Here is a 22,456-nt window from a genome sequence, read left to right on the forward strand (position 1 = left end):
GGCTCGGGCACGACGCCGCGGGGGCGGTTCAGCCTTCGAGGACGACCCGCAGCTGCTCGACCGCCCAGTCCAGCTCCGTGCCGCGGATGACGAGTGGCGGCGCGATGCGGATGGTGTGCCCGTGCGTGTCCTTGACGAGCACGCCGCGGGCCAGCAGCCGTTCCGCGATCTCCCGGCCGGTGCCCATGGCGGGGTCGATGTCGACGCCCGCCCAGAGACCCGCGACGCGGACCTCGGTCACGCCGTGGCCGATGAGCTCGCGGAGCTTGACGGCGAGGTGGTCGCCGAGCGCCTGCGCGCGGGTCTGGAACTCGCCGGAGGCCAGCATCTCCACGACCTGCAGGCCGACGGCCGCGGCGAGCGGGTTGCCGCCGAAGGTCGAGCCGTGCTCGCCGGGGCGGATGACGCCGAGGACGTCCTCGTTCGCAACGACCGCCGACAGGGGCAGGATGCCGCCGCCGAGCGCCTTGCCGAGCAGGTAGACGTCGGGGACGACTCCCTCCCGGTCGCACGCGAAGGTCGTGCCGACGCGGGCGAGGCCGGACTGGATCTCATCCGCGACGAACAGGACGTTGTGGCGGTCGCAGATCTCCCGGACGGCCCGCAGGTACCCCTCCGGCGGGATCACGACGCCCGCCTCGCCCTGAATGGGCTCGACGAGGACAGCGGCGGTGTTCTCGTCGATCGCGGCCTCGACCGCGGCGGCGTCGCCGAAGGCGACCGATACGAAGCCGGCGGCGTAGGGGCCGAAGTCGTCGCGGGCGCTCGGGTCGTCGCTGAAGCCGACGATCGTCGTGGTGCGGCCGTGGAAGTTGCCGTTCGCGACGACGATCGTGGCGGCATCCGGCCTCACGCCCTTGACGCGGTAGGCCCACGCGCGGGCGACCTTGATGCCGGTCTCGACGGCTTCGGCCCCGGTGTTCATCGGCAGCACGAGGTCTTTGCCGCACAGGTCGGCGAGCGCGGCGGCGAAGGCGCCGAGCTGGTCGTTGTGGAAGGCGCGGCTCGTGAGTGTGAGGCGTCCGAGCTGCGCGGTCGCGGCGGCGACGAGGGCGGGATGCCGGTGGCCGAAGTTGAGGGCGGAGTACGCCGAGAGCAGGTCGAGGTACCGCTTGCCCTCGACATCGGTGACCCACGAGCCCTCGCCGCGTGCGATGACGACGGGGAGGGGGTGGTAGTTGTGGGCGACGTGCGTCTCTTCGGCGGCGATGATGCCGGCGCTGGCGGCATCCAGGAGCGGAGCGGTCATCGGTTACCTCGCAGTTCGAGCGTGCAGCACTTGATCCCGCCGCCGCCGAGCAGGAGCTCGGACAGGTCGATGAGGACCGGGTTGTACCCTCGCTCGCGCAGCTGGGCTTCGAAGCCCTTCGCGCGCGGCGAGATGAAGACGTTCAGGCCGTCGCTGGCGGAGTTCAGGCCGAAGACGGCGCCGTCCTCGTCCGAGACGCGGATGGCGTCGGGGTAGCGCTGGGCGAGGATCCGCTGGGACTCCTCGTCGAACGCGGACGGGAGGTAGGCGATGTTCGCGCGCTCCGCGCCGCCGGAGCCCTCGACGGGGTCCAGCACGGCGATCGCGGTGTCGAGGTGGTAGAAGCGCGGGTCGATGAGCCGCAGCGAGACGACCTCCTTGCCGAACACGTCTCCGATCTCCCGGTGGCTGTCGCCGACCGAGCGGAATCCGGTGCCGGCGAGGATCACGTCGCCGACGAGCAGGAAGTCGCCCTCGCCCTCCTGCACCTCGACGGGCTGGATGACCTCGAAGCCGTTCGCGGCGAACCAGTCCATGAAGGGCTGCTCCTCCCCGCGGCGCTCATCGACGCGGAACTTCACGCCCAGGGCGCGGCCGTCGATGATGAACCCGCCGTTGGCGGTGTAGACCATGTCGGGAAGTCCCGGCACGGGGTCGATGAGCTCGACGTCGTGCCCGAGCGCGACGTAGGCGTCGTGGAGCGTCTGCCACTGCGCGACGGCCTTGGCGGTGTCGGTGGGCTTCGCCGGCTCCATCCACGGGTTGATGCGGTAGCTCACCGTGAAGTGCTCGGGACGGCACATGAGATACCGGCGGCGCTGTTGGATGCGGGCGGGGGCGGCCGTGGTTGCGGCGGCGGGGTTCTGCGTGGACATCTCGCTCCTCGTCGGAAGGGGCGGCGGACGCTGTCCAGAGGCCCGGCGGAGCTGTGGGAAGCCGACGACTCGGGCACGCCGGCATCCATTGTGCCAGACGCGCCTCCCGGCGGCCCGGATCGATGTGAGTAGATTTCTTCTCGTGAGCCGCCGCACGGGAGAAGAGACGAAGTCTCTGCTGCTGCGCGTCGGGATGCAGATGCTGCTGGAGCGGGGCGTGAGCGCCGGCGTCCAGCACATCCGCCTGCAGGACGTGCTGCGTCGCGCGGGCCTCACGACCGGTGCCGCCTACCGCCTGTGGGGCGATCAGACCGACTACCAGCGCGACCTCGCGGTGGCGATGGTGCGGATGCGGGTCGCCGGGCCGACCGATTTCGTGCGCGCGGCGGTGGAGGATCTCGTCCGGGAAGGCGCGCCGGGTGACGAGGTCATCCGGGCGGCAGCCCTGTCGCACGTGCGGAGCACGACGTTCGAGACGCACGATGAGGCCGAGGCGCGCGAAGCGCAGTCGTTCCTGATCGCGCTCGCTCTGCGCACGACGGCGGACACGTGGCCTCAGCTCAAGGAGGCCGGGCGGGAACGGCATCGCGAGTCGATGGCGGCGTTCGCCGATTTCGTCGGCTCGCTCATGGAGGCCTACGGGATGCGGATGAAGACCGGCCTGTCCGTCCGCGATTTCGCGGAGGCCATGGGCGCGATGGGCGAAGGCTTCGCGGTGCGCGCGATCGAGGGCATCGATCACCCGACGTTCGACTTCACTCCTGAGGACGAGGCGCCGACGGGACGTTGGACGCTGTTCGCGCTCGGGATGCGCGCACTCGTCAACGAGTTCATGGTCGCAGCCGACGCGGCGCCGGGCGACGCCTGACGGCGGGGTCTCCGGGACCGAGACACGGTGATCTCGACCCCGGAGCGACACTCCCCCCGGCGTGTCGGTGGTTCGGCCATCGGCTTCCGCCGAGCTGGAATGGCCTCTGTGGAGCACCCCCCAGTGGCGCTCCATCGTCCATACTCCGCAGGGCATGTACCCGCGGTCCAGAAAGATAAATTGTTTCTCTAACCGAGTCCCAGATCGTCGAGGAACGCGTTCCCGAAGCGCCGCTGCGGGTCGAGCCGGTCCCGGAGTCCGGAGAAGTCAACCCAGCGCGGGTAGCGGGCGGCGATCTCGGCGCTGGGCATCGTGAACACCTTGCCCCAGTGCGGTCGCGCCGTGCGCGGCAGGGCTGCTTCCAGCTCGGGCAGGAGGGCGGTCACCCCCGCCTCGTCGAGCAGCCACGTGAAGTGCAGCGCGAGGGAGTCCGCCTCGTACGCGGGGCTCAGCCACAGTCGATCGGCCGCGATCGTGCGGACCTCGCACACCTGCAGGAGGGGTGCGATGCGTGGCGCGAGCGCCCGCAGCGCGGCGATCGCGGCCGGGGCGTCGGCTCGCGGCACGAGGTACTCGCTCTGCAGCTCCTCCCCCGCCGAGGGGGTGAAGGCGAGGCGGAAGTGCGGCAGCCGGTCGTACCACGGGCCCGGCACCCCGCCCTGCACGGTGCACGGGGCGGGATCGATGCCCGGGAGCGGATGCCGCGGGCCGTCCGCCGGCGCACCCCCGATGGCGCGGAGGTCGGGCGCCGCGCCGCGCGTCTTCACCCAGACCTGATCGATGTCGTCGGCCGACCGCCACGTCGTGAACAGGCTCACCGAGTCGCCGCTGCGCTGCAGCTCGTCGAAGGCCGCCAGCGCGGCATCCCAGCGCACGCCCTCGTACACGGTCTGCGCGATGTCATAGGTCGGGACGACGTCGAGCTCGAGCGCCGTGACGATCCCGAGCGCGCCGAGCGAGACGACCGCGCCGTCGAAATCCTCGTCGCCGCGCGCCATCCGGACGACCTCGCCGTCGGCGGTGAGGAGTTCGAGGGCCGCCACCTGCGTCGCCAGCGACCCGATCCGCTCGCCGGAGCCGTGCGTGCCCGTCGCGACGGCCCCCGCGACGGAGATGTGCGGCAGCGATGCCAGGTTCCGCAGCGCCCAGCCGCGCTCGTGCAGCCAGGGGGCGAGGTCGCCGTACCGCAGTCCGCCGGGGACCCGCACGGTGGCGCGGTCGGTGTCGAGCTGGGGCGTTTCGTCGAGGGCGGCGAGGGAGACCAGCACGCCGGGGGTGTCGGCGATCCGGTTGAACGAGTGCCGGCTGCCGAGCACCCGCACCTTCGGTTCCGAGACGACGATCTCCGCGAGCTCCTCGAGCGTCCGCGGCGCGACGAGGCGCTCGGCGGCGTAGGAGATGTTGCCCGCCCAGTTGGTTCCGGCATCCGTCATGACCGCTCCCGTCCGCTCCCTCAGGCACGGTGGAGCGGACTCCATGGTCCCACCCTGTCCCACTCCACGCGGGTGGTGCCCCGACCGACCCGCGCGATGTGTGACACACGCCAGCGGGGCGTCACAGCATCCGCAGGTCGCAGCGGCAGTACCCGCGACTTCTGTGACACGGATGCCGGCTGCTGGACACGACTCCCTGTCAGATGGCGTCCTCGCTCCACCGGTCGGGGTTGCCGAAGCGGTGCGCCGTGATCGTGACGGACTGCTCGTGCAGGAACGGCAGCAGTTCGATGCGTCCCGCCGTCGTGACCTCGTTGTCGTAGACCGCGAGGTCGGGGTCGCCGCCCACGGCCTCCGCGAGCGCGCGGTGCAGCTGCGCGACCGACGCCGGCTGGCCGACGAGCCGCGTCCGCGGCGGATGCGGCTCGCCGGTCGCCGTCATCCGCTCGAGCCACTGGTCGTCGCTCTCCACGAACACGGGGATGCCGAGATCGCCCAGCGTGCGCCGCACGGCGGCGGGCAGCCCGACGGGCGCACTGAGGGTCAGGGCGGAGCCGGCGCGGAGTCCGGCCACGATCACCCGGAGCACCGTGTGCCACAGGGCATCGCCGGTCGCGCGCACGGCGACATCCACGGGGCGGTAGCGGAAGAGGTTCCGCTCGACCTTCAGCTGCGAGACGTCCTTGACCTGCCCGAACTCCCGGTCCCACGCGAGCGCGTCCGACAGCGCCCCACGACGCAGCCACTCGAAGCCCTCGTAGTCCAGCGACGGCTGTGCCGCCTCGATGAGCGTCGTGATGCGCGAGTCGAGGCCGCGGAGGTGCAGCGTCGACGACGGCGCGCCGCCCGCCGACGGGCGCCACGCGCCGAGCCCGATCAGGTAGTTCGGTCCGCCCGCCTTCGTGCCGGGCCCGACCGACGAGCGCTTCCAGCCGCCGAACGGCTGGCGCTGCACGATCGCGCCGGTGATCCCGCGGTTGACGTACAGGTTCCCGGCTTCGACGCCGTCCAGCCAGCGTTCGAGGTCGGCGGGGTTCTGCGTGTACAGGCCCGCCGTGAGCCCGTACGCGACCGCGTTCTGCAGCTCGATGGCGTGCGCCAGCGAGGTCGCGTGCATGACCCCCAGGACGGGGCCGAAGAACTCCTCGAGGTGCGTGCGCGAACCGGGGCGCACGCCGACGCGGATGCCGGGACGCCACAGCCGCCCCTCCAGCCCCGGTGCGTCGACCCGCTCCGGGGCGACGAGCCACTCCTCGCCCGGCTCGAGCGTCGTCAGCGCCCACTCGAGCTTGCCCTGCGGCGGCTCGATGACGGGGCCGACCTCGCTGAGCGGGTCGCTGGGCGGGCCGACGCGCAGCGAGCGGACGGCATCCACGAGCTGTCGGCGGAAGCGCTTCGAGCGCGCGACCGGTCCGACGAGGATCGCCAGCGACGCCGCCGAGCACTTCTGGCCCGCGTGGCCGAAGGCGCTCTTGACGAGATCGGATGCCGCGAGGTCGAGGTCGGCCGACGGCATGACGATCATGGCGTTCTTGCCGCTGGTCTCCGCGAGAAGCGGGAGGTCGGGCCGCCAGGAGCGGAACAGCGCCGCGGTCTCCCAGGACCCGGTGAGGATGACGCGGTCCACGTCCGGGTGCGAGAGCAGCTGCTGCCCCAGCCCGCCCTCGTCGATGTCGACGAGGGCCAGGAGGTCGCGGGGGACACCGGCCGCCCACAGCGCCTCGGCGACGACGGCGGCGCAGCGGCGCGCCTGCGGCGCCGGCTTGAACACGACGGCCGACCCCGCCGCGAGCGCCGCGAGGACGCCGCCGGCGGGGATCGCGATCGGGAAGTTCCAGGGCGGTGTGACGACCGTCAGGCGCGCCGGGACGAACACCGCGCCGCTCACGCGGTCGAGCTCGCGCGCCGTCGCGGCGTAGTAGTTCGCGAAGTCGACGGCCTCGCTGATCTCGACGTCGGCTTCGGCGAAGACCTTGCCGGTCTCCGACGCGGCGACCTCGATGAGCTCGCCGCGCCTCTCCTCGAGTGCGCGCGCCGCGGCCTGGAGGATGACGGCGCGGTCTGCGGCGGGCGTGGCGCCCCACGTCTCGGCGGCGGTCCGGGCGCGCGCCACGACGTCCTCGAGCGCGGCCTCGTCTTCGACGCGCGCCGCGCGGATCGTGGCCTCCCCCGCCGTCGAGCTGCCGACACGGCCGAGGATGTCCCGCGCCCAGTCACGGTTGGCCGGCAGGGCGGGGTCGCTGTCCGGCGTGTTCTGGAATCCCGGTGCGCCGGCGGCGGTGCGGGTCTCGCGAGCCGCGAAGACGGCGGTCTCCACGAACGCCTCGCCGCCGAAGAGCATCTCGTGCGCGGCGGGCTCGAGCGGCTGCGTGTCACCGAGCTCGGTGCCGTCGGCGTCGGTGGCCGAGGAGCGCGCGATACCGAGCACCGCCTGGGTCATCCCGGTCTCCTCCGGCGCATCGCGGGTGAGCCGGGGCGCATCCGCGGAACGATCGGCGGACCGTGCCGCGCGGTCCTGCGTGCGGTGCGGTCCCGCCGTCAGCGCCGGGTCGGCGGCGCGCTCCAGCGAGGCGAGGAAGCGCCGCTCCTCCCGGGTGAACATCGCGGGGTCGTCGACGAGGTCGAACGCGGCGGAGAGGAAGTTGTCGCTCGATGCGTTCTCCTCGAGGCGCCGCACGAGGTAGCTGATCGCGACGTCGAACTCGTCGGGTCGCACGACCGGCACGTACAGGAGGACGTGCCCGACCTCGCGGGCGACGGCCTCGACCTGGCCCTGCGCCATCCCCAGCAGCATCTCGAACTCGATGTCGTCGCGCACGCCCCGCTCGCCGGCGAGCAGCCACGCGTACGCGATGTCGAAGAGGTTGTGCCCGGCGACACCGATGCGCACCGCCGCCGTGCTCTCCGGCCGCAGCGCCTCGTCGAGGCAGCGGATGTAGTTGGCATCCGAGTCGAGCTTCGACCCGTAGGTCGCGACCGGCCAGCCGTGCATGACGGCATCCACGCGCTCCATCGCGAGGTTCGCGCCCTTCACGAGCCGGATCTTGATGCGCGCGCCGCCGGCGGCGAGGCGCTTCTGCGCCCACGCCGTGAGGCGGCGGAGCGCCGGCAGGGCGTCGGGCAGGTACGCCTGGAGCACGATCCCCGCCTCGAGCCCCTGCAGGCGCGGGTCCTCCAGGATGCGGGTGAACACCGCGATCGTCAGATCGAGGTCGCGGTACTCCTCCATGTCGAGGTTGATGAAGGTGCCGTCGCCGGATGCCGTGACGTAGAGGGGCAGCAGCCGCTCGACGACCGCGTCGACGACCTCGTCGAACGCCCACATCGAGATGTGGCTCGCGATGGCGGAGACCTTGACGGAGACGTAGTCGACGTCGTCGCGACGGATGAGATCGTGGATGCCGGCGAGCCGCCGCAGCGCCTCCCCCTCGCCGAGCACGGCCTCGCCGAGGAGGTTGAGGTTCAGGCGTGCGCCGGACTCGCGGATCTTCGCGATCGCCGGTCCGAGCTTCTCCGGCCGGGCGTCGACGACGAGGTGCCCGACCATCTCGCGCAGGACGCGCCGCGCGATCGGCACGGTGGGTGCCGGCAGCACGGGGGCCACGGCCCCGCCGGCGCGCACGGCGCCGCGCAGGAACCAGGGCAGGAAGTCCGGCACGAGCGGGGCGACCCGCTGCAGATTGGAGGCTGCGGCCGCGAGGCTCTCGGGACGCATGACGCCGTCGACGAACCCGATCGTGAACGGCAGCCCGTTCGGGTCCTTCAGGACGCCGGCGAGGCGTTCGGCGGAGGGGTCGACATCGGCGTCGGCGGATTCTGCGACCCAGCGCTGCGCGAGGTCGATCGCTCGCGCCGCCAGGTCCGCGTGGGGCGCTTGTGGCGCCGCGGAGGAGGTGTTCGGCATGGCGACAACTCTACGGAGGAACCCGCCGCCCTAGGCTGTGCGTGTGACGACGCCGGAGCCCCCCGCCAGAAGGCACGCGTCGCCGTTCTCGCGGCTGCGGGCCGCGGCCGACCGCGTGCCCACGAAGTGGTTCGCGGCGATCGGGACGGGACTCTTCCTGGCCGCGACCGCGGCGTTCGGCGGTCTCGCGACCGCCGCGGCGGAGCCGGTCCCCGAACTCGAGGTCGGAGAGACCCACATCGGGCCGCTGTACGCGCTGTCCGTGGACCGCGCGTTCCTCTTCGATGAGCTCGCGGAGGCCGGCGCGTACCCGGCGGAGGGGCAGCGTGTCCTGGCGCTGCGGATCACGGTGGAGAACGTCTGGACCTCCCCGGAGGGCTTCAGCGGCATGCGCGAGACGCTGTCGGTCGCGGTGCCCGGCGCGGAGCTGACGTCGATGGCCCGGATCGACGACGCGACGACGAACCCGCGGCTGCAGCCCGGCGTCCCCGCCGAGCTCGCCGTCGCCTGGCTCGTCCCGGACGATGCCCTGGCCGGCGGCGACGAGGTGACGGTGACCGTCAGCGATCCCACCCTGCGGACAGGGCAGGCCGTCACGAGCGGGCAGTGGTGGGACGACCCGGTGCCGAGCGCGCGGGTGACGCTGCCGGTGGAGTACCGCCCGGGGGACGAATGAAGCGGTGGCTGTCGTGGACACTCGGCGTCGTCTTCGTCGTCGGGGCGTGGCTCGTGGCGCTCGCGACGCCGCCGGAGGATGCCCGCGAGGCCCCGTTCACCGTCACGGCATCCGTCGGCGAGGAAGCCACCGGCCGCGACATCGTCGCGACGGTCGAGGGGCTCCGCCGCGCCGACACCGTGACCGACGGGGCATGGTCGGCGGAGGGGAACTGGCTCGTCGTCGACCTGTCGATCTCGTCGCGCGTGAGCCCGCGCACCCTGGCGCACGCGACGCTCCAGATCGGCGATCGCACCTTCGCCGCGACCGAGCGGGCCGATGGTTCCCTCTACCAGCAGGGGCTCACGGCGGGGGTTCCGCGAAGCGGCAGCATCGCGTTCGAGCTGCCCGCCGACCTCGAGGCCGAGACAGCCGTGCTGCGTCTCGCGACGCTGAGCGACGTCCGGCTGGATTCGGTCGTCGAGGTCGCGGTGCCGTTGTCGGAGATCGAGCGCTCCGGCGAGGCGGAGCTGCGGCCGCGGGAATGGGCTCGGCCGTGAACGCGTGGTGGCGGCGGAACGGCATCGCCCTCCTCGCGCTGGCGGTGCTCGTGCCGGTCGGCGGGATCGGCGTCGCCCAGCATGAACGTACGGCCCTCACCGGCTCCGGGAAAGACCCCGTCACGGCGGACGCCGCCGGCGCCGTGGAGCTCGCCGGCATCACGGTGGGTCCGGCCCGTGCGGAGTTCGAGAGCCCGGCCGGCGCCCCCGACGGCACCCGCGTCGTCACGGTCCACCTGCCTGTGGACACGCACGGCGACGACATGTCGTGCCTGCCGCCCGTGCTGCGCGAGGCCGACGGGCTGCAGCGCAGCTGGCGGGAGTCCGCCCTCGAGCTCGGTCTCGACTCGTTCGATGCGGAGCGGCCGACATCGTGCCCCGCGGACGGTGGACGCTGGTTCACGCTCGTCACCAGCTACCTCGTGCCGGCGGATGCGACCGGCCCGTTCGACGTGGACCTCACGTGGGCCGACGCCCTGCCGGCCTTCGCCCGGCTGCGCGTGGCGCCCTGAGTCAGACCTCCGCGAGTGCGGGTGCGCTCAGCCGCCCCACGACCCGGTCATACGCCGCCGCCACGACCATCAGCCGCAGCGGCTCGATGAGCAGCGCCGGGATGGAGAACACGATCGTCGAGTACGGCAGCCAGAACTCCGCGAACGACTGGGGTCCGACGAGGCGGGTGAGAGCGATGCCGAGCAGCGCGTCGAGTGCGAGCACGAGCGTGAAGAGGAGCACGTAGCCGCCGATGAGCGCCGGCCCGGCGCGCCACATCAGCACGATCGCCTGGACGATGGGACGGAATCTTCCGACGACCTGACCCCACAGGTCGGCCGACCGTCGCCGCGTCCACGCCGGGAGGCGGCCGAAGCCGGAGCGCGCGCGGTCGACGAGCGCACCCTTCAGCCGAGCCGGCGGCGGCGCGACGGCCTGGCCGAAGATGACGCCGGCGACCGTGAGCCAGGCGAGCGGGAGCAGCAGGATGCCGCCGGCCTCCCCGAGGAGCCATTCCACGGCATCCCAGATCCATGCCACCGGAGCGACCTGCGCGGCCAGCCAGTTCCGCAGATCAGCAAGCCACACCATGGCCTGACGTGAGTCGACCCATGAGCCGACGGCGTCGAACGCCTGCGACAGGAGCAGCGCCGACCACACGACCCACAGCGCCTCGAGGTACACGGCGAGCACGACGACGCTCTTCGAGAGGCGCCCCTTGTACCGCCCGTACGCCCACCGCAGCACGAAGGCCGCGACGATGATGCCGACCGTCAGCGGCGAGAACGACAGTTCGCCGGCCGCTCCGTCCCCACCGGATTCGAGGCCGAGGATGCTCTCGTTCGCGATCAGGCCCGTGTTGATCTCCAGCACGCGAGAGTAGTACGCGTTGGCGTCGTCGCGGAGGTACCCCCACGCCGCGTAGAACGCGACGAACACGAGGATCGAGCCGAGCAGCGCGTCGGTGAAGGCGCGTCGGCGCGCCGCGGGCTCGTCCGGCAGCGGGGCGATGACGCCGAGCGTGCGCAGGCCGCTGCGGAGCACGAGCAGCATCGTCACGAGCGCGACGAGGCGCACGACGATCACGAGCGGGAACAGCAGCGCGCCGACGACCGCCGAGTAGGCGCCGACGAAGCCGAACGCCTCGATCGCGACGTACTGGAGGAGAGACCCGGCGAGATAGATGGCGACCAGAAGGGGACCGTGACTGAGGACCAGTCGCCCCGCGGTCCGCAGCATCGTCAGCACGGCCCTACGCTAGCGCCCTGGCCCGCGCGTGCCGCGCGGCGTCAGTCCCAGAGGCTCGGCGCGTCGGCCTTCGTCGACGGCAGTGCGGCCCCCTTCGCCCACGCCTCCACCCAGGACGGCAGCGGGGGGAGGTCGTCGGGGCGGTGCAGGGCGGAGAAGAGCTCCTCCATCGGCACGACACCGCCCCCGCGGCGGAGGAAGCGGGCCCGGACGATCATCTCGGCGTACACCTCGCCGTCGACGACGGCGCGGTGGATCTGGTAGACCGCCTTGTCGTCGTGGCCGTACAGCCGCGACTCGACCGTGAACGGCTGCCACAGCTCGAGGGACTTCCGGAAGGTGATCGTCTCGTTCGCGACGACGGCATACCAGCCGCGCGTGTTCATGGCATCCCAGATGCCGGTGCGGATGAGCAGGTCGAACCGCCCGAGGTCGAACAGCGAGGCGTAGCGCCCGTTGTTCATGTGCCGGAGCAGGTCGATGTCGGTGGGGAGCGTGCGCAGCCGCACGCGTCCGACGCTCGTCGGAGGGATGGGCCCGCGACGGCGCAGCAGCGTCTTCGCGCGCATGATCGTCAACAGGGTCCGCCACCATACATTCACGAGGCGCGATGCTAGCGGTTCCCGGCACGTGGGGGGCGAATCCGTTGTGGGATGACGACAGCCCGCGGCCGACGGCGGCGCCGGCTCCGAGGAGCGGGTTTGTCACGGCCGGCGCGGATTTCCCTATTGCAGGGGCCGTGCGTAGAGTCGCCCCATGGAAGCCGAACAGCAGACCGACATCGTCGTCCGTCCGGTTCGCGACGTGGATGCCGAGGCCCTGGGGCGCGTGCACGCGGCGTGCTGGCATGAGACGTACGACCACCTGATCAGCAAGGCCGCGCTCGAGAACGTCTCGCACAAGCGCCTGGCCGATCTCTGGACCCATTGGGCGGTCCAGGGACCCGAGTTCAAGATGCGCGCGGCACTCGTCGGCGGCGAGATCGTCGGCTTCGTCGGCTCCGGTCCGGCGCGCGACCGCGACGCTCCGCGCACGCGCGAGCTCTACTTCATCTACCTTCTCGACAAGTTCCACGGCACGGGCATCGGCCAGCGTCTCTTCGACGCCGCGGTCGAGCCCGGCGAGCCGCTGTACCTGTGGGTCGCCGACGACAACCCCCGCGCGCACCGGTTCTACACGCGCAACGGGTTCGCCCTCGACGGCGCCACGCACACCGAGCCGTTCCTGGGCGAGACGTTGACCGAGGTCCGCTTCGTCCGCTGACCCGTGCAGGGTCCGAAGAGCGGGATGCCGTCCCTGACGGCATCCCGCTCTTTCAGCGCCCGCTGACGGTGCCGAACAGGCGCGCGATCGGCGCGAGCACGAGCGGACGGGCGGCCACCCACGCACCGGCGATCACGACGAGCGAGGCGAAGAACATCCAGAACCCGGTCCAGTTGTCGGCGTAGGCGACCCCGTCGACGGAGCCCTGCGCGGCGTACATGTGGTTGAGGTTCCGCAGCGCCCCCGTCGCGAAGACGAGCGCGACGTGGACGAAGATGAACGCCACGAAGTACAGCATCGTCGGGAAGTGCACGGCGCGCGCCCACTCGATCGGATACGCCTTGTTGAGGCGGGCGTTGTCCTTGGGCCACAGTCCGCTCATCCGGTAGCCGGTGACCGCCGCCAGCGGCGCGGCGAGGAACACCGTCGCGAAGTACGCGAGCTGCTGGAGCGCGTTGTAGTTGACCCAGCCGTTCTCGGTGGGCCAGTCCAGCGAGACGTACTGCAGGGCCGCCGAGAGCGCGTTCGGGAACACCTCCCAGCTCGTCGGGATGATCCGCATCCACTGCCCGGAGACGAACAGCAGCACGACGAAGATCACGCCGTTGAGGAGCCAGAGGATGTCGAGCGACTGGTGGAACCAGATCGTCAGGCTCGTCTTGCCCTTCGGGTCGCCCCGGGGCGTCCAGAAGGCCGCGGGACGCTTCTCGGTGCGGATCTGCAGGCCCGTCCGGATGATGAGCACCATCAGGAACGCGTTGAAGAAGTGCTGCCAGCCGACCCAGGCCGGGAAGCCCACGGGCGCCCCCTCGGGCAGGTGGTACTCGCCGGGGTAGGTCGTGAGGAAGTCCTGCATCGCGCCGAGCGAGAGCACGAAGCGGACGGCCGCGACCGCCATGCCCGCGAGGATGAGCAGCACGGCCCCGCCGATGACGACGGCACCGGCCCATTGGGCCTTCGTGAACGGGCCGATGCGCTCCGGCTCGGTGGCGGTCGCGGTGTCGCGGCGGCTTGCGCCGCGTCCGGCCCACACGGTGCGGGGGACGGTCAGCGGTGGGCGCGGCCCGGACGGGGTCGCGCGTGCGGGGGTGGCGGGTACGGGGGCGGCGGTGGTCGGCGCGGGCGCGGCGGCGGCTGCGGGTGCGGGCGCGGTGGTGGGTGCGGGCGAGGCGGTGGGTGCGGGCGAGGCGGCGGCTGCGGGCGCGGCGGTGGTCGACGCGGGCGCGGCGGCGGCGGGTGTGGGTGCGGCGGTGGGAGAGGCGGTCCCGGCTGCGGCCGTCGTCGGCGCGGGGGCCGCGGAACCCACCGGAGAGGTCGCGGCCGTCGCGGCCGCCCCGGAGTCGAGGACCGTCGCGCCGACGGGATGCGTAGGCGCGGCGCTGGAAGCGACCCGCGCGGAAGCGATCGTGCCGGCAGGAGGCCAGGGCTCACCGCCCGGCGTACGCGGCAGTCCGCGCCGCAGCTCTGCGCCGCCGGCTGTGGCGGCGACAGCGGCCGCGGCCGTTGTCGACGGCGCCGCAGGGGCTGTCGGGGCCGCGTCAGCGGAGGCCGAGGTGACGGGAATGGGTGCGTCGCCGACGGTCGACGTGGCGGGCGCCGGTGCGTCGCCGCCGGCCGTCGTCGCCGATGCGGGGGCTGCCGCCGGAGCAGCGGTCGAAGGCGCCGTAGCCGCGGCGCTCTCCGCAGGCCGGGCGGATGCCGGGGGCCACGGCTCCCCGCCGGGCACACGCGGCAGGCCTCGACGCAGTGCGGGCGCCGCGGGCGCCGCAGGCGCCGCGGGCGCGGCATCCACCCCGGCATCCACTTCACACGCGCCGAGGTGCGAGTCCAGGCCCTCAGCACCCGCACTTTGACGCGACTCAGCGCCAGCCGTCGCCGCGGCATCCACTTCACCGGCGCCGATGTGCGGGTCGACCGCGCCGACACCCGCACTTTGACGCGAGTCGACCTCGGCCTCGACCTCGACCTCATTCCCGACGGGCGCGTCACCGGCGGGCGGCCACGCGTCACCGCCGGGGCGGCGGGGCAGGCCGCGGCGCAGCGTCCGCGCGTACGTCGCCATGACTACTGGGCCTTCTTCGCCTCGAGCGCCGCGATCAGCTGCGGCACGACGGTGAACAGGTCGCCGACGACGCCGAAGTCGGCGACGTCGAAGATCGGGGCGTCGCCGTCCTTGTTGATCGCGACGATGGTCTTCGCCGTCTGCATGCCGGCCTTGTGCTGGATCGCCCCGGAGATGCCCAGCGCGATGTACAGCTGCGGCGACACGGAGACGCCCGTCTGTCCGACCTGGTACGAGTACGGGACGTAGCCCGCGTCGACGGCCGCGCGCGACGCGCCGACGGCGGCACCCAGAGCGTCGGCGAGCTGCTCGACGAGCGCGAACTTCTCCGCCGACCCGAGGCCGCGGCCGCCGGATACGACCTTGCCGGCGCCGCGCAGCTCGGGACGCGAGGATGCCGCGACGGCCGCCTCGAACGACTCGATGACGGCAGCGGGGGCGTCGGATGCCTCGACCTGCAGGGGCGTGACGACCGGTGCGGCGACGGCTTCGGCGCGCGCTTCGACGGCGCCCTGGCGGACCGTGATGACGGGGGCGCCGAAGGTCGGCGCGCTCGTGACGTTGTACGCGCCGCCGTAGACGGAGTGCTGCGCGAGCACGCCCTGCTCGTCGCGGGCGACGCCGACGGCGTCCACCGAGAGCGCCGAGGACGTGCGCGCCGCGAACCGTCCCGCGACATCGCGACCCTCGATCGAGTTCGAGACGAGGACGGCATCCGGGCGGACGAGGGCGGCCGCGGCGGCGAGGGCGTCGACGACCGGGACGGTGAGCGCCGTGTCGGCGCCGCCGAGTCCCGCCGTGAGCACGTGCGCGGCGCCGAGGGCGCCGGCCGCGGCGGCGAGGTCGGCGTGCCGCTCTTCTCCGGCGACGACGAGCGCGACGGGGGTGCCGACACCCGCGGCCGCGCCCAGCAGGCCGGCGGACGACTTGGCGAGCTCGCCCGCGGGGGTGATGTCCAGGAGGACGAGGATCGCGTCTGCAGCGAAGTCGGTCATGATGCTCTCCCTCACGCCAGGCGGTTCTCGATGAGGAACGCGGCGACCTTCTCGCCCGCGTCGCCCTCGTCGACGATCTTGACGCCCGCGCCGCGCGGGGGCTTCTCCGTGACGACCGTCACGATGGTCTGCGGGGTCGATGCCGGGTCGATGTCGACGCCGAGGTCGGCGAGTGACACGGTCTCCAGCGGCTTCTTCTTGGCCGCCATGATCCCCTTGAAGTTCGGGAACCGGGCGTCCGGCAGGGCCTCCGTGATCGAGATCACGGCCGGCAGGGGCGTCGTCACCTGCGCCGCGCCGGCGTCGGAGGCGCGCGTACCGGACACCGCGGTCTCGGAGATCTCCACGGCGGAGAGCGCGGTGGCGTGCGGCACCCGGAGGTGCTCGGCGATCATCGCGGGGATGACGCCGCCGGAGCCGTCGGTCGAGAGGTTGCCGGTGATGACGAGGTCGAAACCGGTGCGCTGCAGGGCGGCGGCGAGCACGCGGGCGGTGATGCCCAGGTCGGCCCCGGCGAGCGCCTCGTCGACGACGTGGACGGCGGAGGCTGCGCCCATCGCCAGGCCCTTCCGGATCGTCGCGGTCGAGGCCTCCGGGGCCATCGACAGGACGACGACCTCGGTCCCCGCATTCTTGTCCGCGTAGGACAGCGCGACCTCGAGCGACCGCTCGCCGATCTCGTCGAGCACGCGGTCCGACGCCTCGCGATCCGCGAGCCCGGTCTCCAGGTTGAGCTTGCGGTCCCCGTAGGTGTCGGGGACCTCTTTCACCAGCACGACGATCTTCATCGATAACTCCTCACGCCTGCGCCGAGTCTATTCAGCGCGGACCCCGTCAGCCGAATCGAGCGACGCGGAACCGGCTACCGTTGTCACCGATCGCAGGAGGTGATCCGTGGCTCGCGTGAAACCCGTCGCGCTCGACCCCATCGCCGAGGCGCGGCGCCAGTGGACGGCGCACGGCTGGACCGACGCCGCGGCCGGCATGACCGTCGTGACGAGCATCATGCGCGCGCACCAGCTCATGCTCGCGCGCGTGGACGAGACGCTCAAGCCGCTCGGACTCACCTTCGCGCGGTACGAGCTGCTGACCCTGCTGAGTTTCGCGCGCGAGGGCCGGATGCCGCTGTCCTCCGCGGCCCGCCGCCTCCAGGTGCACCCGACGAGCGTGACGAACACCGTCGACCGGCTCGAGGCGGCCGGTCTCGTCCGGCGCGAGCCGCATCCCTCCGACGGACGCGGCACGCTCGTGGCGCTCACCGACGACGGACGCCGGCTCGCGGCGCGCGCGACGGGCGCGCTCAACAGCGCGGTCTTCGAGCGTCCCGGCCTCGACGCCGACGACGCGGAGACCCTCATCGACGTCATCGCGCGGCTGCGCGCGGCATCCGGCGACCTCGCAGACTGATCCGCCCACCTCACGCTCTGACCCGCTGTGCCTCCGCCAGCAGCGCCGGCACCCCGGCGGTCAGCGTCGGGACGAACGTGTCGCCCGGCCGCTCGCCGGCGAGCCAGCGCGTGTGGATCGCCTCGCAGAACACCGCGGCCTTGAACAGCGCGAGCGTCTGGTACCACGCCAGAGCCGACACATCCGCGCCGGTGCGGTCCACGTACCGTGCGACGAGGTCACGGCGGCGCGGGAAGCCGTCCCCGCGCGTCACGGGCGTGAGCTCGAGCGGGGTGACGACGGCGCCCGGCTCCGCGTAGGTCGCGACGAAGTAGCCGAGGTCGGCGAGCGGGTCGCCGACCGTCGCCATCTCCCAGTCCAGGATCGCTTCGACGGCAGCCGGGGCGGAGCGCGCGAGCATGAGGTTCCCGATCCGGAAGTCGCCGTGCACGACGCTGGACCCTGCGGATGCCGGCAGGTGCGCCGCGAGCCACGCCGCGACCTCGTCGACCTCGGGGAGCACGCGCCGCGACACGGTCGGCCAGAGCGTCGCGAACCGGTCGACCTGGCGCGTCAGGTAGCCGTCCGGTCGCCCGATCTGCGCGAGCTCGCCCGCGGTGACGTCGACGGCGTGCAGGGCGGCGAGCGCGTCGACGGCGGCGAACGCGAGGCCGCGCCGGCCGGCCGGGTCGGCGAGCGCGGCGGGAATCGTGTCGGTCACGACGACCCCGTCCAGGTGCTCCATCACGTAGAACGGCACGCCGAGGACGGTCTCATCCGCGCACACCGCAAGGATCTGCGGAACCGGCACCCCGGCGGCGGCGAGGAGCCGCTGGATGCGCGCCTCGCGCAGCATGTCATGGGTCGTCGGCGGCAGCGGCGGGCGGGGTCCGCGGCGCAGCACGAGGCGGCGCCCGTCGAGCTCGAGCAGGTACGTGACGTTCGAGTGCCCGTCGCCGATCCGGCGCCAGATCAGTTCACCGTCACCGAAGCCGGCTTCCGCGAGGAACGCACGGAGGGGCTCGATGACGAGCAGCGGCGGTCGCTCCAGTGCCTCCGCCTCGGCCTGCGTCGAGACGACCTCCGCCACGGCGCTCACCGCGCGCCGCCGTCGACGACATCCCGGCGCGGCTCGCCGGCCGCCACCTCGCGGGCGCGGTCCTTCGCGGCCCGCCGCGCGATCGCCCAGCGGTGCGTCTCGCTCGAGCCGTCGTAGATGCGGAACGGCCGCACCTCGTTGAGGTACTGGATGAGCGGCAGCCCCGAGCTCACCCCGTCGCCGCCGCACAGCTGCACGGCCCGGTCGATGACGCGGTAGACCGCCTCGGAGCAGTGCACCTTCGCGATCGCCGACAGGTCGGCCCCGCGGCGCGGGTCGTCTTCGAGCGCGCGGGCGGCGGCGTCGATGACGGCGTCGGCGGTGGCGAGGTCGATCGCGCTGTCGGCGATGAGCGCCTGCGCGACGCCGAGGTCGGCGAGGCGGGCGCCGAACAGCTCCCGCGCGTTCGCGCGGTCGAGGCTGATGTCGAACGCGCGGCGGGCGAGGCCGAGCCAGCGCATGCAGTGCGTCAGCCGCGCCGGCCCGAGCCGCACCTGCGCGTACCGGAACCCCTCCCCGGGAGCCCCGAGCACATCCGCATCCGGCACGAACACGCCCGCGAACCGCACGTGCGGGTGCCCGCCGGCGATGGCGGCCTCGATGGTGCGGATCGACGGCCCGATGCGCACGCCGTCCGCGTCCAAGGGCGTCAGCAGCATCGTGGCGCCCGCGGGGTGCCCGTCCCCGGCGTCCGTCCGGGCCATCACGATCGCGAACATCGCTCCCTCGGCGCCGGAGATGAACCGCTTCTCGCCGTCGATGACCCACCCACCGTCGACCCGGCGCGCGGTCGTCGCCAGAGCGGCCGGGTCCGACCCCGCCCCGGGGTGCGGCTCGGTCATGGCGAACGACGAGCGGATCTCGCCGGCGACGAGCGGACGCAGGTACCGCTCCTTCTGCTCATCGGTCGCCACGAGCTCGAGCAGGCGCATGTTCCCCTCGTCCGGGGCCATGCAGTTGAGCACCGCGGGCCCGATCGGCGAGTAGCCGGCCTCCTGGAACACCGGCGACCAGTCCGGCAGGGCGAGCCCCAGCCCGCCGTACGCGGCGGGCGCGTGCGGCGCGTAGACCCCGGCCTCGCGCGCGGCGGCCCGGAGGCCGGCGAGCGCCTCGGCGGCCAGGGTCTCGCCCCACGCCGGCTCGGCCGGGATGACGACGTCGCGGATGAACGCGCGGGTGCGGGCGACGAGGCCCGCGGTCATGCCGTGCCGCCCGCGTTGAGCAGGCCGCCGTCGAGCGTCAGCACCTGACCGGTCACCCACGAGGCGCGGTCGGAGCAGAGGTAGGCGACGGCCTCGGCGACGTCCTCCGGGACCCCGAGACGACCCATCGGGTACGCCGCCGCGACCTCTCCTTCACGCCCGTCGTACAGCGCGCGGGCGAAGCGGGTCTTGACGACGGCCGGCGCGACGGCATTGACGCGGATGCGGGGAGCCAGCTCGACCGACAGGGTGCGGGTCAGGTGGCTGACGGCGGCCTTGCTGACGCCGTACCAGCCGATGCCGGGCGACGGGATGTCGCCCGTGACCGAGGACAGGTTCGTCGTGTTCGGGGCGATGGGCAACGCCGGGCAGACCTGCGTCGGCGTCGAGCGCGTCTACGTCGAGAAGCCCGTCCGCGACGCGCTCGTGGCGAAGGTCGTCGAGCGCGCGCAGCGCCTGCGCCTCGGGGGCGACGACGCCTCGTACGGCCCGATGACGCTGGGCACGCAGCCCGACGTCGTCGCAGCGCATGTGGCGGACGCGATCGCCCGGGGCGGGACCGCGGTCTTCGGCGGCCCGGAGTCGGTGAACGGCCGGCAGATCGGCCCCATCGTGCTCACCGACGTACCGGAGGATGCCGACGCCGTCCGCCTCGAGACGTTCGGACCCACGGTCGTCATCAACGCCGTGGCATCCCTCGACGAGGCCGTCGAGAAGGCGAACGCGACCGACTACGGGCTCGGGGCCGCGGTGTTCACGCGCAGCGCGAAGACCGGCGAGTCCGTCGCCGGGCGGCTGAAGGCGGGCGTCGTGACGATCAACTCGGTGCTCGGCTTCGCCGCCATCCCCGCGCTCCCCTTCGGGGGCGCCAAGGGGTCCGGTTTCGGCCGCATCCACGGCGCGGACGGCCTGCGAGAGTTCAGCGTCCCGAAGTCCGTCGCCCGGCAGACGCGCAAGGCCGCCCTGAACCTGCTGACGATGGAGCGCGGCGAGCGCGACATGCACCTCGTCGCGAAGATGATCCCGATGCTGCACGGCAAGGGCCGCTGACCCCGCCGCCCTCGAGCGCGTATTCGCGGAGTTGAGCGCGTATTCGCGGCTCAGCGGTGGGTGAAGTCCGGCGACCGCTTCTCGCGGAACGCCGCCATCCCCTCCTTCTGGTCGGCGGTGTCGAACAGCGACGCGAAGACATGGCGCTCGAAGCGCAGCCCCTCGGCGAGCGATGTCTCCATCGCGGCATCCAGCGCCGCTTTGGCGGCATAGACCGACGGCAGGGACTTCGCCGCGATGATCTCCGCGGTCTTGTGCGCCTCGTCGAGGAGATCGGATGCCGGCACGACGCGCGAGACGAGCCCCGCGCGCTCGGCTTCGTCGGCCTTCATGATCCGCCCCGTCAGCACGAGCTCCGCCGCCTTGTAGTACCCGACGGCGCGGATGAGGCGCTGCGTTCCACCCATGCCGGGGATGACCGCGAGGTTGATCTCGGGCTGACCGAACTGCGCCGTATCGGCGGCGAGGATGATGTCGCACATCATGGCGAGCTCGCATCCGCCGCCGAGCGCGTAGCCCGAGACGGCGGCGATGACGGGCGTGCGCACGGCGGCGAACCGGCCCCATGCACCGAAGTGGTCGCCCATGACCATCTCCAGGCCGGTCTTGTCCGCCATCTCCTTGATATCCGCGCCGGCGGCGAACGCGCGCTCGCTGCCGGTCACGACGATGGCGCCGATGCTGTCATCGGCGTCGAACTCCTCGGCGGCCGCGACGACATCGCGCATCACCTGGGAGTTCAGGGCGTTGAGAGCCTCGGGGCGGTTCAGGGTGATCCAGCCGACGCGGCCTCGCGTCTCGACGAGGATCGTCTCGAAGTCAGTCATGCCCTCATGCTGTCACGCCGTCATCGGATGCGCGCTCGACCGCGCGGACACGCACTCGACATCGCGAATACGCACTCGACAGCCCGAATACGCACTCACGAGCGGGAATGCGCACTCAACAGGTGACGGCCGATGATCACGCACATGATCTCGTTCGTGCCCTCCAGGATCTGATGGACGCGGAGGTCGCGGACGACCTTCTCGATGCCGTACTCCTGCAGGTAGCCATACCCGCCGTGCAGCTGCAGCGCCTCGTTCGCGACCCGGAACCCCGCGTCGGTGGCGTACCGCTTCGCCATCGCGCATCGCATGACGGCATCCTCGGCACCCTCGTCGACGGCGCGCGCCGCGTCGCGGACGAGCGCGCGCGCCGCGTGCAGCTCGGTCGCCATGTCCGCGAGGGTGAAGACGACGGACTGCTTCTCGGCGAGCGGCTCCCCGAACGTGAAGCGCTCCTGCACGTACTGCACGGCCCGGTCCAGCGCCCACTGCGCCCCGCCGAGCGAGCAGGCGGCGATGTTGATGCGGCCGCCGTTGAGTCCGCTCATCGCGAGCTTGAACCCGTTGCCTACCCCCCCGAGAACCGCGGATGCCGGTACCCGCACCTCGTCCAGGATCACCTGCCGGGTGGGCTGCGCATTCCAGCCCATCTTCTTCTCGTTGGGCCCGAAGGAGAGCCCGGCCGCGTCGCCGGGCACAAGGAACGCCGTGATGCCGCGGGCGCCGGGCTCGCCGGTCCGCGCCATGACGACGTAGACGGCGGCCTCGCCGCCGCCGGAGATGAACTGCTTGACGCCGGTGAGGACGAACTCCTCGCCGTCCGCGATCGCGCTCGTCGTGATGGCGGCGGCATCCGATCCCGCACCCGGCTCGGTGAGGCAGTAGGCGCCGAGGTCGGTCATCGCGACGAGGCGGGGCAGCCACTGCGTGCGCTGGGCGTCGGTGCCGTACGCGTCGATCATCCACGCGACCATGTTGTGGATCGAGATGTAGGCGGCGATCGTCGGGTCGCCGATCGCGAGCTCCTCGAGGATCGCGGCGGCGTCCTCGCGAGCGAGCGCCGTGCCGCCGACATCCTCGCGGACGTAGATGCCACCGAGTCCCAGCTCGCCGGCTGCCTCGAGCACGTCGCGGGGGAAGTGCTTCTGCTGATCCCATTCCAGCGCGTGCGGCGCGAGTGCGGACTGCGCGAAGGCCCGCACGGCATCGAGGATGGCGGCGCGCTCGTCCGCGCCGAGCGCGGAGGGAAGGGTCATGCTCATGTGATCACGTCCTCGTGAGACAGGGT

General features: G+C 72.6%; 21 protein-coding genes. 7 read left to right on the plus strand and 14 right to left on the minus strand.

Annotated elements, in window-relative coordinates; translation table 11 throughout:
- Nucleotides 1-28: 28 nt before the first annotated feature.
- Nucleotides 29-1,249, minus strand: coding sequence for an ornithine--oxo-acid transaminase (gene rocD / locus MSA03_RS03955; protein ID WP_147049727.1), 1,221 nt, complete (start codon nucleotides 1,247-1,249; stop codon nucleotides 29-31).
- Complete coding sequence (gene ddaH, locus MSA03_RS03960; RefSeq protein WP_147049728.1) at nucleotides 1,246-2,124, minus strand: dimethylargininase; 879 nt, start codon at nucleotides 2,122-2,124, stop codon at nucleotides 1,246-1,248. The genes rocD and ddaH overlap by 4 nt, the downstream gene beginning before the upstream one ends.
- Nucleotides 2,125-2,266: 142 nt before the next feature.
- Between ddaH and MSA03_RS03965 the strand changes: the two genes are divergently transcribed.
- Nucleotides 2,267-2,992 carry a hypothetical protein gene (locus tag MSA03_RS03965; protein ID WP_147049729.1) on the plus strand — a complete coding sequence of 242 codons (726 nt, stop codon included), beginning with the start codon at nucleotides 2,267-2,269 and terminating at the stop codon, nucleotides 2,990-2,992.
- A gap of 188 nt (nucleotides 2,993-3,180) precedes the next feature.
- Here the strand turns inward: MSA03_RS03965 and MSA03_RS03970 are convergent, their stop codons facing one another.
- Complete coding sequence (locus MSA03_RS03970) at nucleotides 3,181-4,425, minus strand: FAD-binding protein (RefSeq protein ID WP_147049730.1); 1,245 nt, start codon at nucleotides 4,423-4,425, stop codon at nucleotides 3,181-3,183.
- A 199-nt stretch (nucleotides 4,426-4,624) separates the two neighbouring features.
- Complete coding sequence (locus MSA03_RS03975; protein ID WP_147049731.1) at nucleotides 4,625-8,329, minus strand: proline dehydrogenase family protein; 3,705 nt, start codon at nucleotides 8,327-8,329, stop codon at nucleotides 4,625-4,627.
- 43 nt (nucleotides 8,330-8,372) lie between these two features.
- Here MSA03_RS03975 and MSA03_RS03980 point away from each other — a divergent pair, with 43 nt between their 5' ends.
- From MSA03_RS03980 to MSA03_RS03990, 3 genes are read left to right on the plus strand one after another with little or no spacing between them, the layout of a single operon-like run.
- Nucleotides 8,373-9,005 carry a hypothetical protein gene (locus tag MSA03_RS03980; RefSeq protein WP_244946311.1) on the plus strand — a complete coding sequence of 211 codons (633 nt, stop codon included), beginning with the start codon at nucleotides 8,373-8,375 and terminating at the stop codon, nucleotides 9,003-9,005.
- Nucleotides 9,002-9,544 (plus strand): hypothetical protein, encoded by a 543-nt coding sequence (locus MSA03_RS03985; RefSeq protein WP_147049733.1) that lies wholly within the window; start codon nucleotides 9,002-9,004, stop codon nucleotides 9,542-9,544. The genes MSA03_RS03980 and MSA03_RS03985 overlap by 4 nt, the downstream gene beginning before the upstream one ends.
- Nucleotides 9,541-10,056, plus strand: a complete 516-nt coding sequence (locus MSA03_RS03990) for a hypothetical protein (protein WP_147049734.1) — start codon at nucleotides 9,541-9,543, stop codon at nucleotides 10,054-10,056. Before MSA03_RS03985 ends, MSA03_RS03990 begins: the two co-directional genes overlap by 4 nt.
- 1 nt (nucleotide 10,057) lies before the next feature.
- Here the strand turns inward: MSA03_RS03990 and MSA03_RS03995 are convergent, their stop codons facing one another.
- Nucleotides 10,058-11,284 carry a hypothetical protein gene (locus MSA03_RS03995; RefSeq protein WP_147049735.1) on the minus strand — a complete coding sequence of 409 codons (1,227 nt, stop codon included), beginning with the start codon at nucleotides 11,282-11,284 and terminating at the stop codon, nucleotides 10,058-10,060.
- Between the two features lie 41 nt (nucleotides 11,285-11,325).
- On the minus strand, nucleotides 11,326-11,886 hold the full coding sequence (locus tag MSA03_RS04000; RefSeq protein ID WP_147049736.1) for an acyl-CoA thioesterase: 561 nt from the start codon (nucleotides 11,884-11,886) through the stop codon (nucleotides 11,326-11,328).
- Nucleotides 11,887-12,040: 154 nt separating this feature from the next.
- On the opposite strand from MSA03_RS04000, the gene MSA03_RS04005 reads away from it, so the two are divergent.
- Entirely contained in the window at nucleotides 12,041-12,547 is a 507-nt protein-coding gene (locus MSA03_RS04005) for a GNAT family N-acetyltransferase (RefSeq protein ID WP_028496410.1), read from the plus strand.
- Nucleotides 12,548-12,599: 52 nt separating this feature from the next.
- Here the strand turns inward: MSA03_RS04005 and MSA03_RS04010 are convergent, their stop codons facing one another.
- The 3 genes from MSA03_RS04010 to MSA03_RS04020 are packed head-to-tail and all read right to left on the minus strand — an operon-like array spanning nucleotide 12,600 to nucleotide 16,392.
- Nucleotides 12,600-14,609 (minus strand): cytochrome b/b6 domain-containing protein, encoded by a 2,010-nt coding sequence (locus tag MSA03_RS04010; RefSeq protein ID WP_147049737.1) that lies wholly within the window; start codon nucleotides 14,607-14,609, stop codon nucleotides 12,600-12,602.
- A gap of 2 nt (nucleotides 14,610-14,611) precedes the next feature.
- On the minus strand, nucleotides 14,612-15,604 hold the full coding sequence (locus MSA03_RS04015) for an electron transfer flavoprotein subunit alpha/FixB family protein (RefSeq protein ID WP_028496408.1): 993 nt from the start codon (nucleotides 15,602-15,604) through the stop codon (nucleotides 14,612-14,614).
- Nucleotides 15,605-15,615: 11 nt separating this feature from the next.
- The gene (locus MSA03_RS04020) at nucleotides 15,616-16,392 is read right to left on the minus strand and encodes an electron transfer flavoprotein subunit beta/FixA family protein (RefSeq protein WP_147049738.1); all 777 of its coding nucleotides are present in this window, start codon (nucleotides 16,390-16,392) and stop codon (nucleotides 15,616-15,618) included.
- Between the two features lie 106 nt (nucleotides 16,393-16,498).
- Here MSA03_RS04020 and MSA03_RS04025 point away from each other — a divergent pair, with 106 nt between their 5' ends.
- A complete protein-coding gene (locus MSA03_RS04025; protein WP_244946312.1) occupies nucleotides 16,499-17,011 on the plus strand; it encodes a MarR family winged helix-turn-helix transcriptional regulator in 513 nt (170 codons plus the stop codon).
- Between the two features lie 10 nt (nucleotides 17,012-17,021).
- Here the strand turns inward: MSA03_RS04025 and MSA03_RS04030 are convergent, their stop codons facing one another.
- Genes MSA03_RS04030 through MSA03_RS04040 form a run of 3 tightly spaced genes read right to left on the minus strand, consistent with a single transcriptional unit; the run spans nucleotide 17,022 to nucleotide 19,653 of the window.
- Nucleotides 17,022-18,089, minus strand: a complete 1,068-nt coding sequence (locus MSA03_RS04030) for a phosphotransferase family protein (RefSeq protein ID WP_147049739.1) — start codon at nucleotides 18,087-18,089, stop codon at nucleotides 17,022-17,024.
- The gene (locus MSA03_RS04035; protein WP_147049740.1) at nucleotides 18,086-19,291 is read right to left on the minus strand and encodes an acyl-CoA dehydrogenase family protein; all 1,206 of its coding nucleotides are present in this window, start codon (nucleotides 19,289-19,291) and stop codon (nucleotides 18,086-18,088) included. Before MSA03_RS04035 ends, MSA03_RS04030 begins: the two co-directional genes overlap by 4 nt.
- On the minus strand, nucleotides 19,288-19,653 hold the full coding sequence (locus tag MSA03_RS04040; protein WP_147049741.1) for an SDR family oxidoreductase: 366 nt from the start codon (nucleotides 19,651-19,653) through the stop codon (nucleotides 19,288-19,290). Before MSA03_RS04040 ends, MSA03_RS04035 begins: the two co-directional genes overlap by 4 nt.
- Between MSA03_RS04040 and MSA03_RS04045 the strand changes: the two genes are divergently transcribed.
- A complete protein-coding gene (locus MSA03_RS04045; protein WP_218028798.1) occupies nucleotides 19,613-20,341 on the plus strand; it encodes an aldehyde dehydrogenase family protein in 729 nt (242 codons plus the stop codon). The two genes, MSA03_RS04040 and MSA03_RS04045, sit on opposite strands and share 41 nt — an antisense overlap.
- A 50-nt stretch (nucleotides 20,342-20,391) precedes the next feature.
- Here the strand turns inward: MSA03_RS04045 and MSA03_RS04050 are convergent, their stop codons facing one another.
- Entirely contained in the window at nucleotides 20,392-21,168 is a 777-nt protein-coding gene (locus MSA03_RS04050) for an enoyl-CoA hydratase (protein WP_147049743.1), read from the minus strand.
- A gap of 95 nt (nucleotides 21,169-21,263) precedes the next feature.
- Entirely contained in the window at nucleotides 21,264-22,430 is a 1,167-nt protein-coding gene (locus MSA03_RS04055; RefSeq protein ID WP_147049744.1) for an acyl-CoA dehydrogenase family protein, read from the minus strand.
- Nucleotides 22,431-22,456: the final 26 nt, after the last annotated feature.

Source organism: Microbacterium saccharophilum, assembly GCF_007992455.1.
GTDB lineage: Bacteria > Actinomycetota > Actinomycetes > Actinomycetales > Microbacteriaceae > Microbacterium > Microbacterium saccharophilum.

Coding starts and splice junctions, on each gene's coding strand:
- MSA03_RS04020 (WP_147049738.1), bottom strand. CDS start 16,392: ATGAAGATCGTCGTGCTGGTGAAAGAGGTCCCCGACACCTACGGGGAC.
- MSA03_RS04035 (WP_147049740.1), bottom strand. CDS start 19,291: ATGACCGCGGGCCTCGTCGCCCGCACCCGCGCGTTCATCCGCGACGTC.
- MSA03_RS04055 (WP_147049744.1), bottom strand. CDS start 22,430: ATGAGCATGACCCTTCCCTCCGCGCTCGGCGCGGACGAGCGCGCCGCC.
- MSA03_RS04010 (WP_147049737.1), bottom strand. CDS start 14,609: ATGGCGACGTACGCGCGGACGCTGCGCCGCGGCCTGCCCCGCCGCCCC.
- ddaH (WP_147049728.1), bottom strand. CDS start 2,124: ATGTCCACGCAGAACCCCGCCGCCGCAACCACGGCCGCCCCCGCCCGC.
- MSA03_RS03985 (WP_147049733.1), top strand. CDS start 9,002: ATGAAGCGGTGGCTGTCGTGGACACTCGGCGTCGTCTTCGTCGTCGGG.
- MSA03_RS04005 (WP_028496410.1), top strand. CDS start 12,041: ATGGAAGCCGAACAGCAGACCGACATCGTCGTCCGTCCGGTTCGCGAC.
- MSA03_RS03975 (WP_147049731.1), bottom strand. CDS start 8,329: ATGCCGAACACCTCCTCCGCGGCGCCACAAGCGCCCCACGCGGACCTG.
- MSA03_RS04050 (WP_147049743.1), bottom strand. CDS start 21,168: ATGACTGACTTCGAGACGATCCTCGTCGAGACGCGAGGCCGCGTCGGC.
- MSA03_RS04015 (WP_028496408.1), bottom strand. CDS start 15,604: ATGACCGACTTCGCTGCAGACGCGATCCTCGTCCTCCTGGACATCACC.
- rocD (WP_147049727.1), bottom strand. CDS start 1,249: ATGACCGCTCCGCTCCTGGATGCCGCCAGCGCCGGCATCATCGCCGCC.
- MSA03_RS03970 (WP_147049730.1), bottom strand. CDS start 4,425: ATGACGGATGCCGGAACCAACTGGGCGGGCAACATCTCCTACGCCGCC.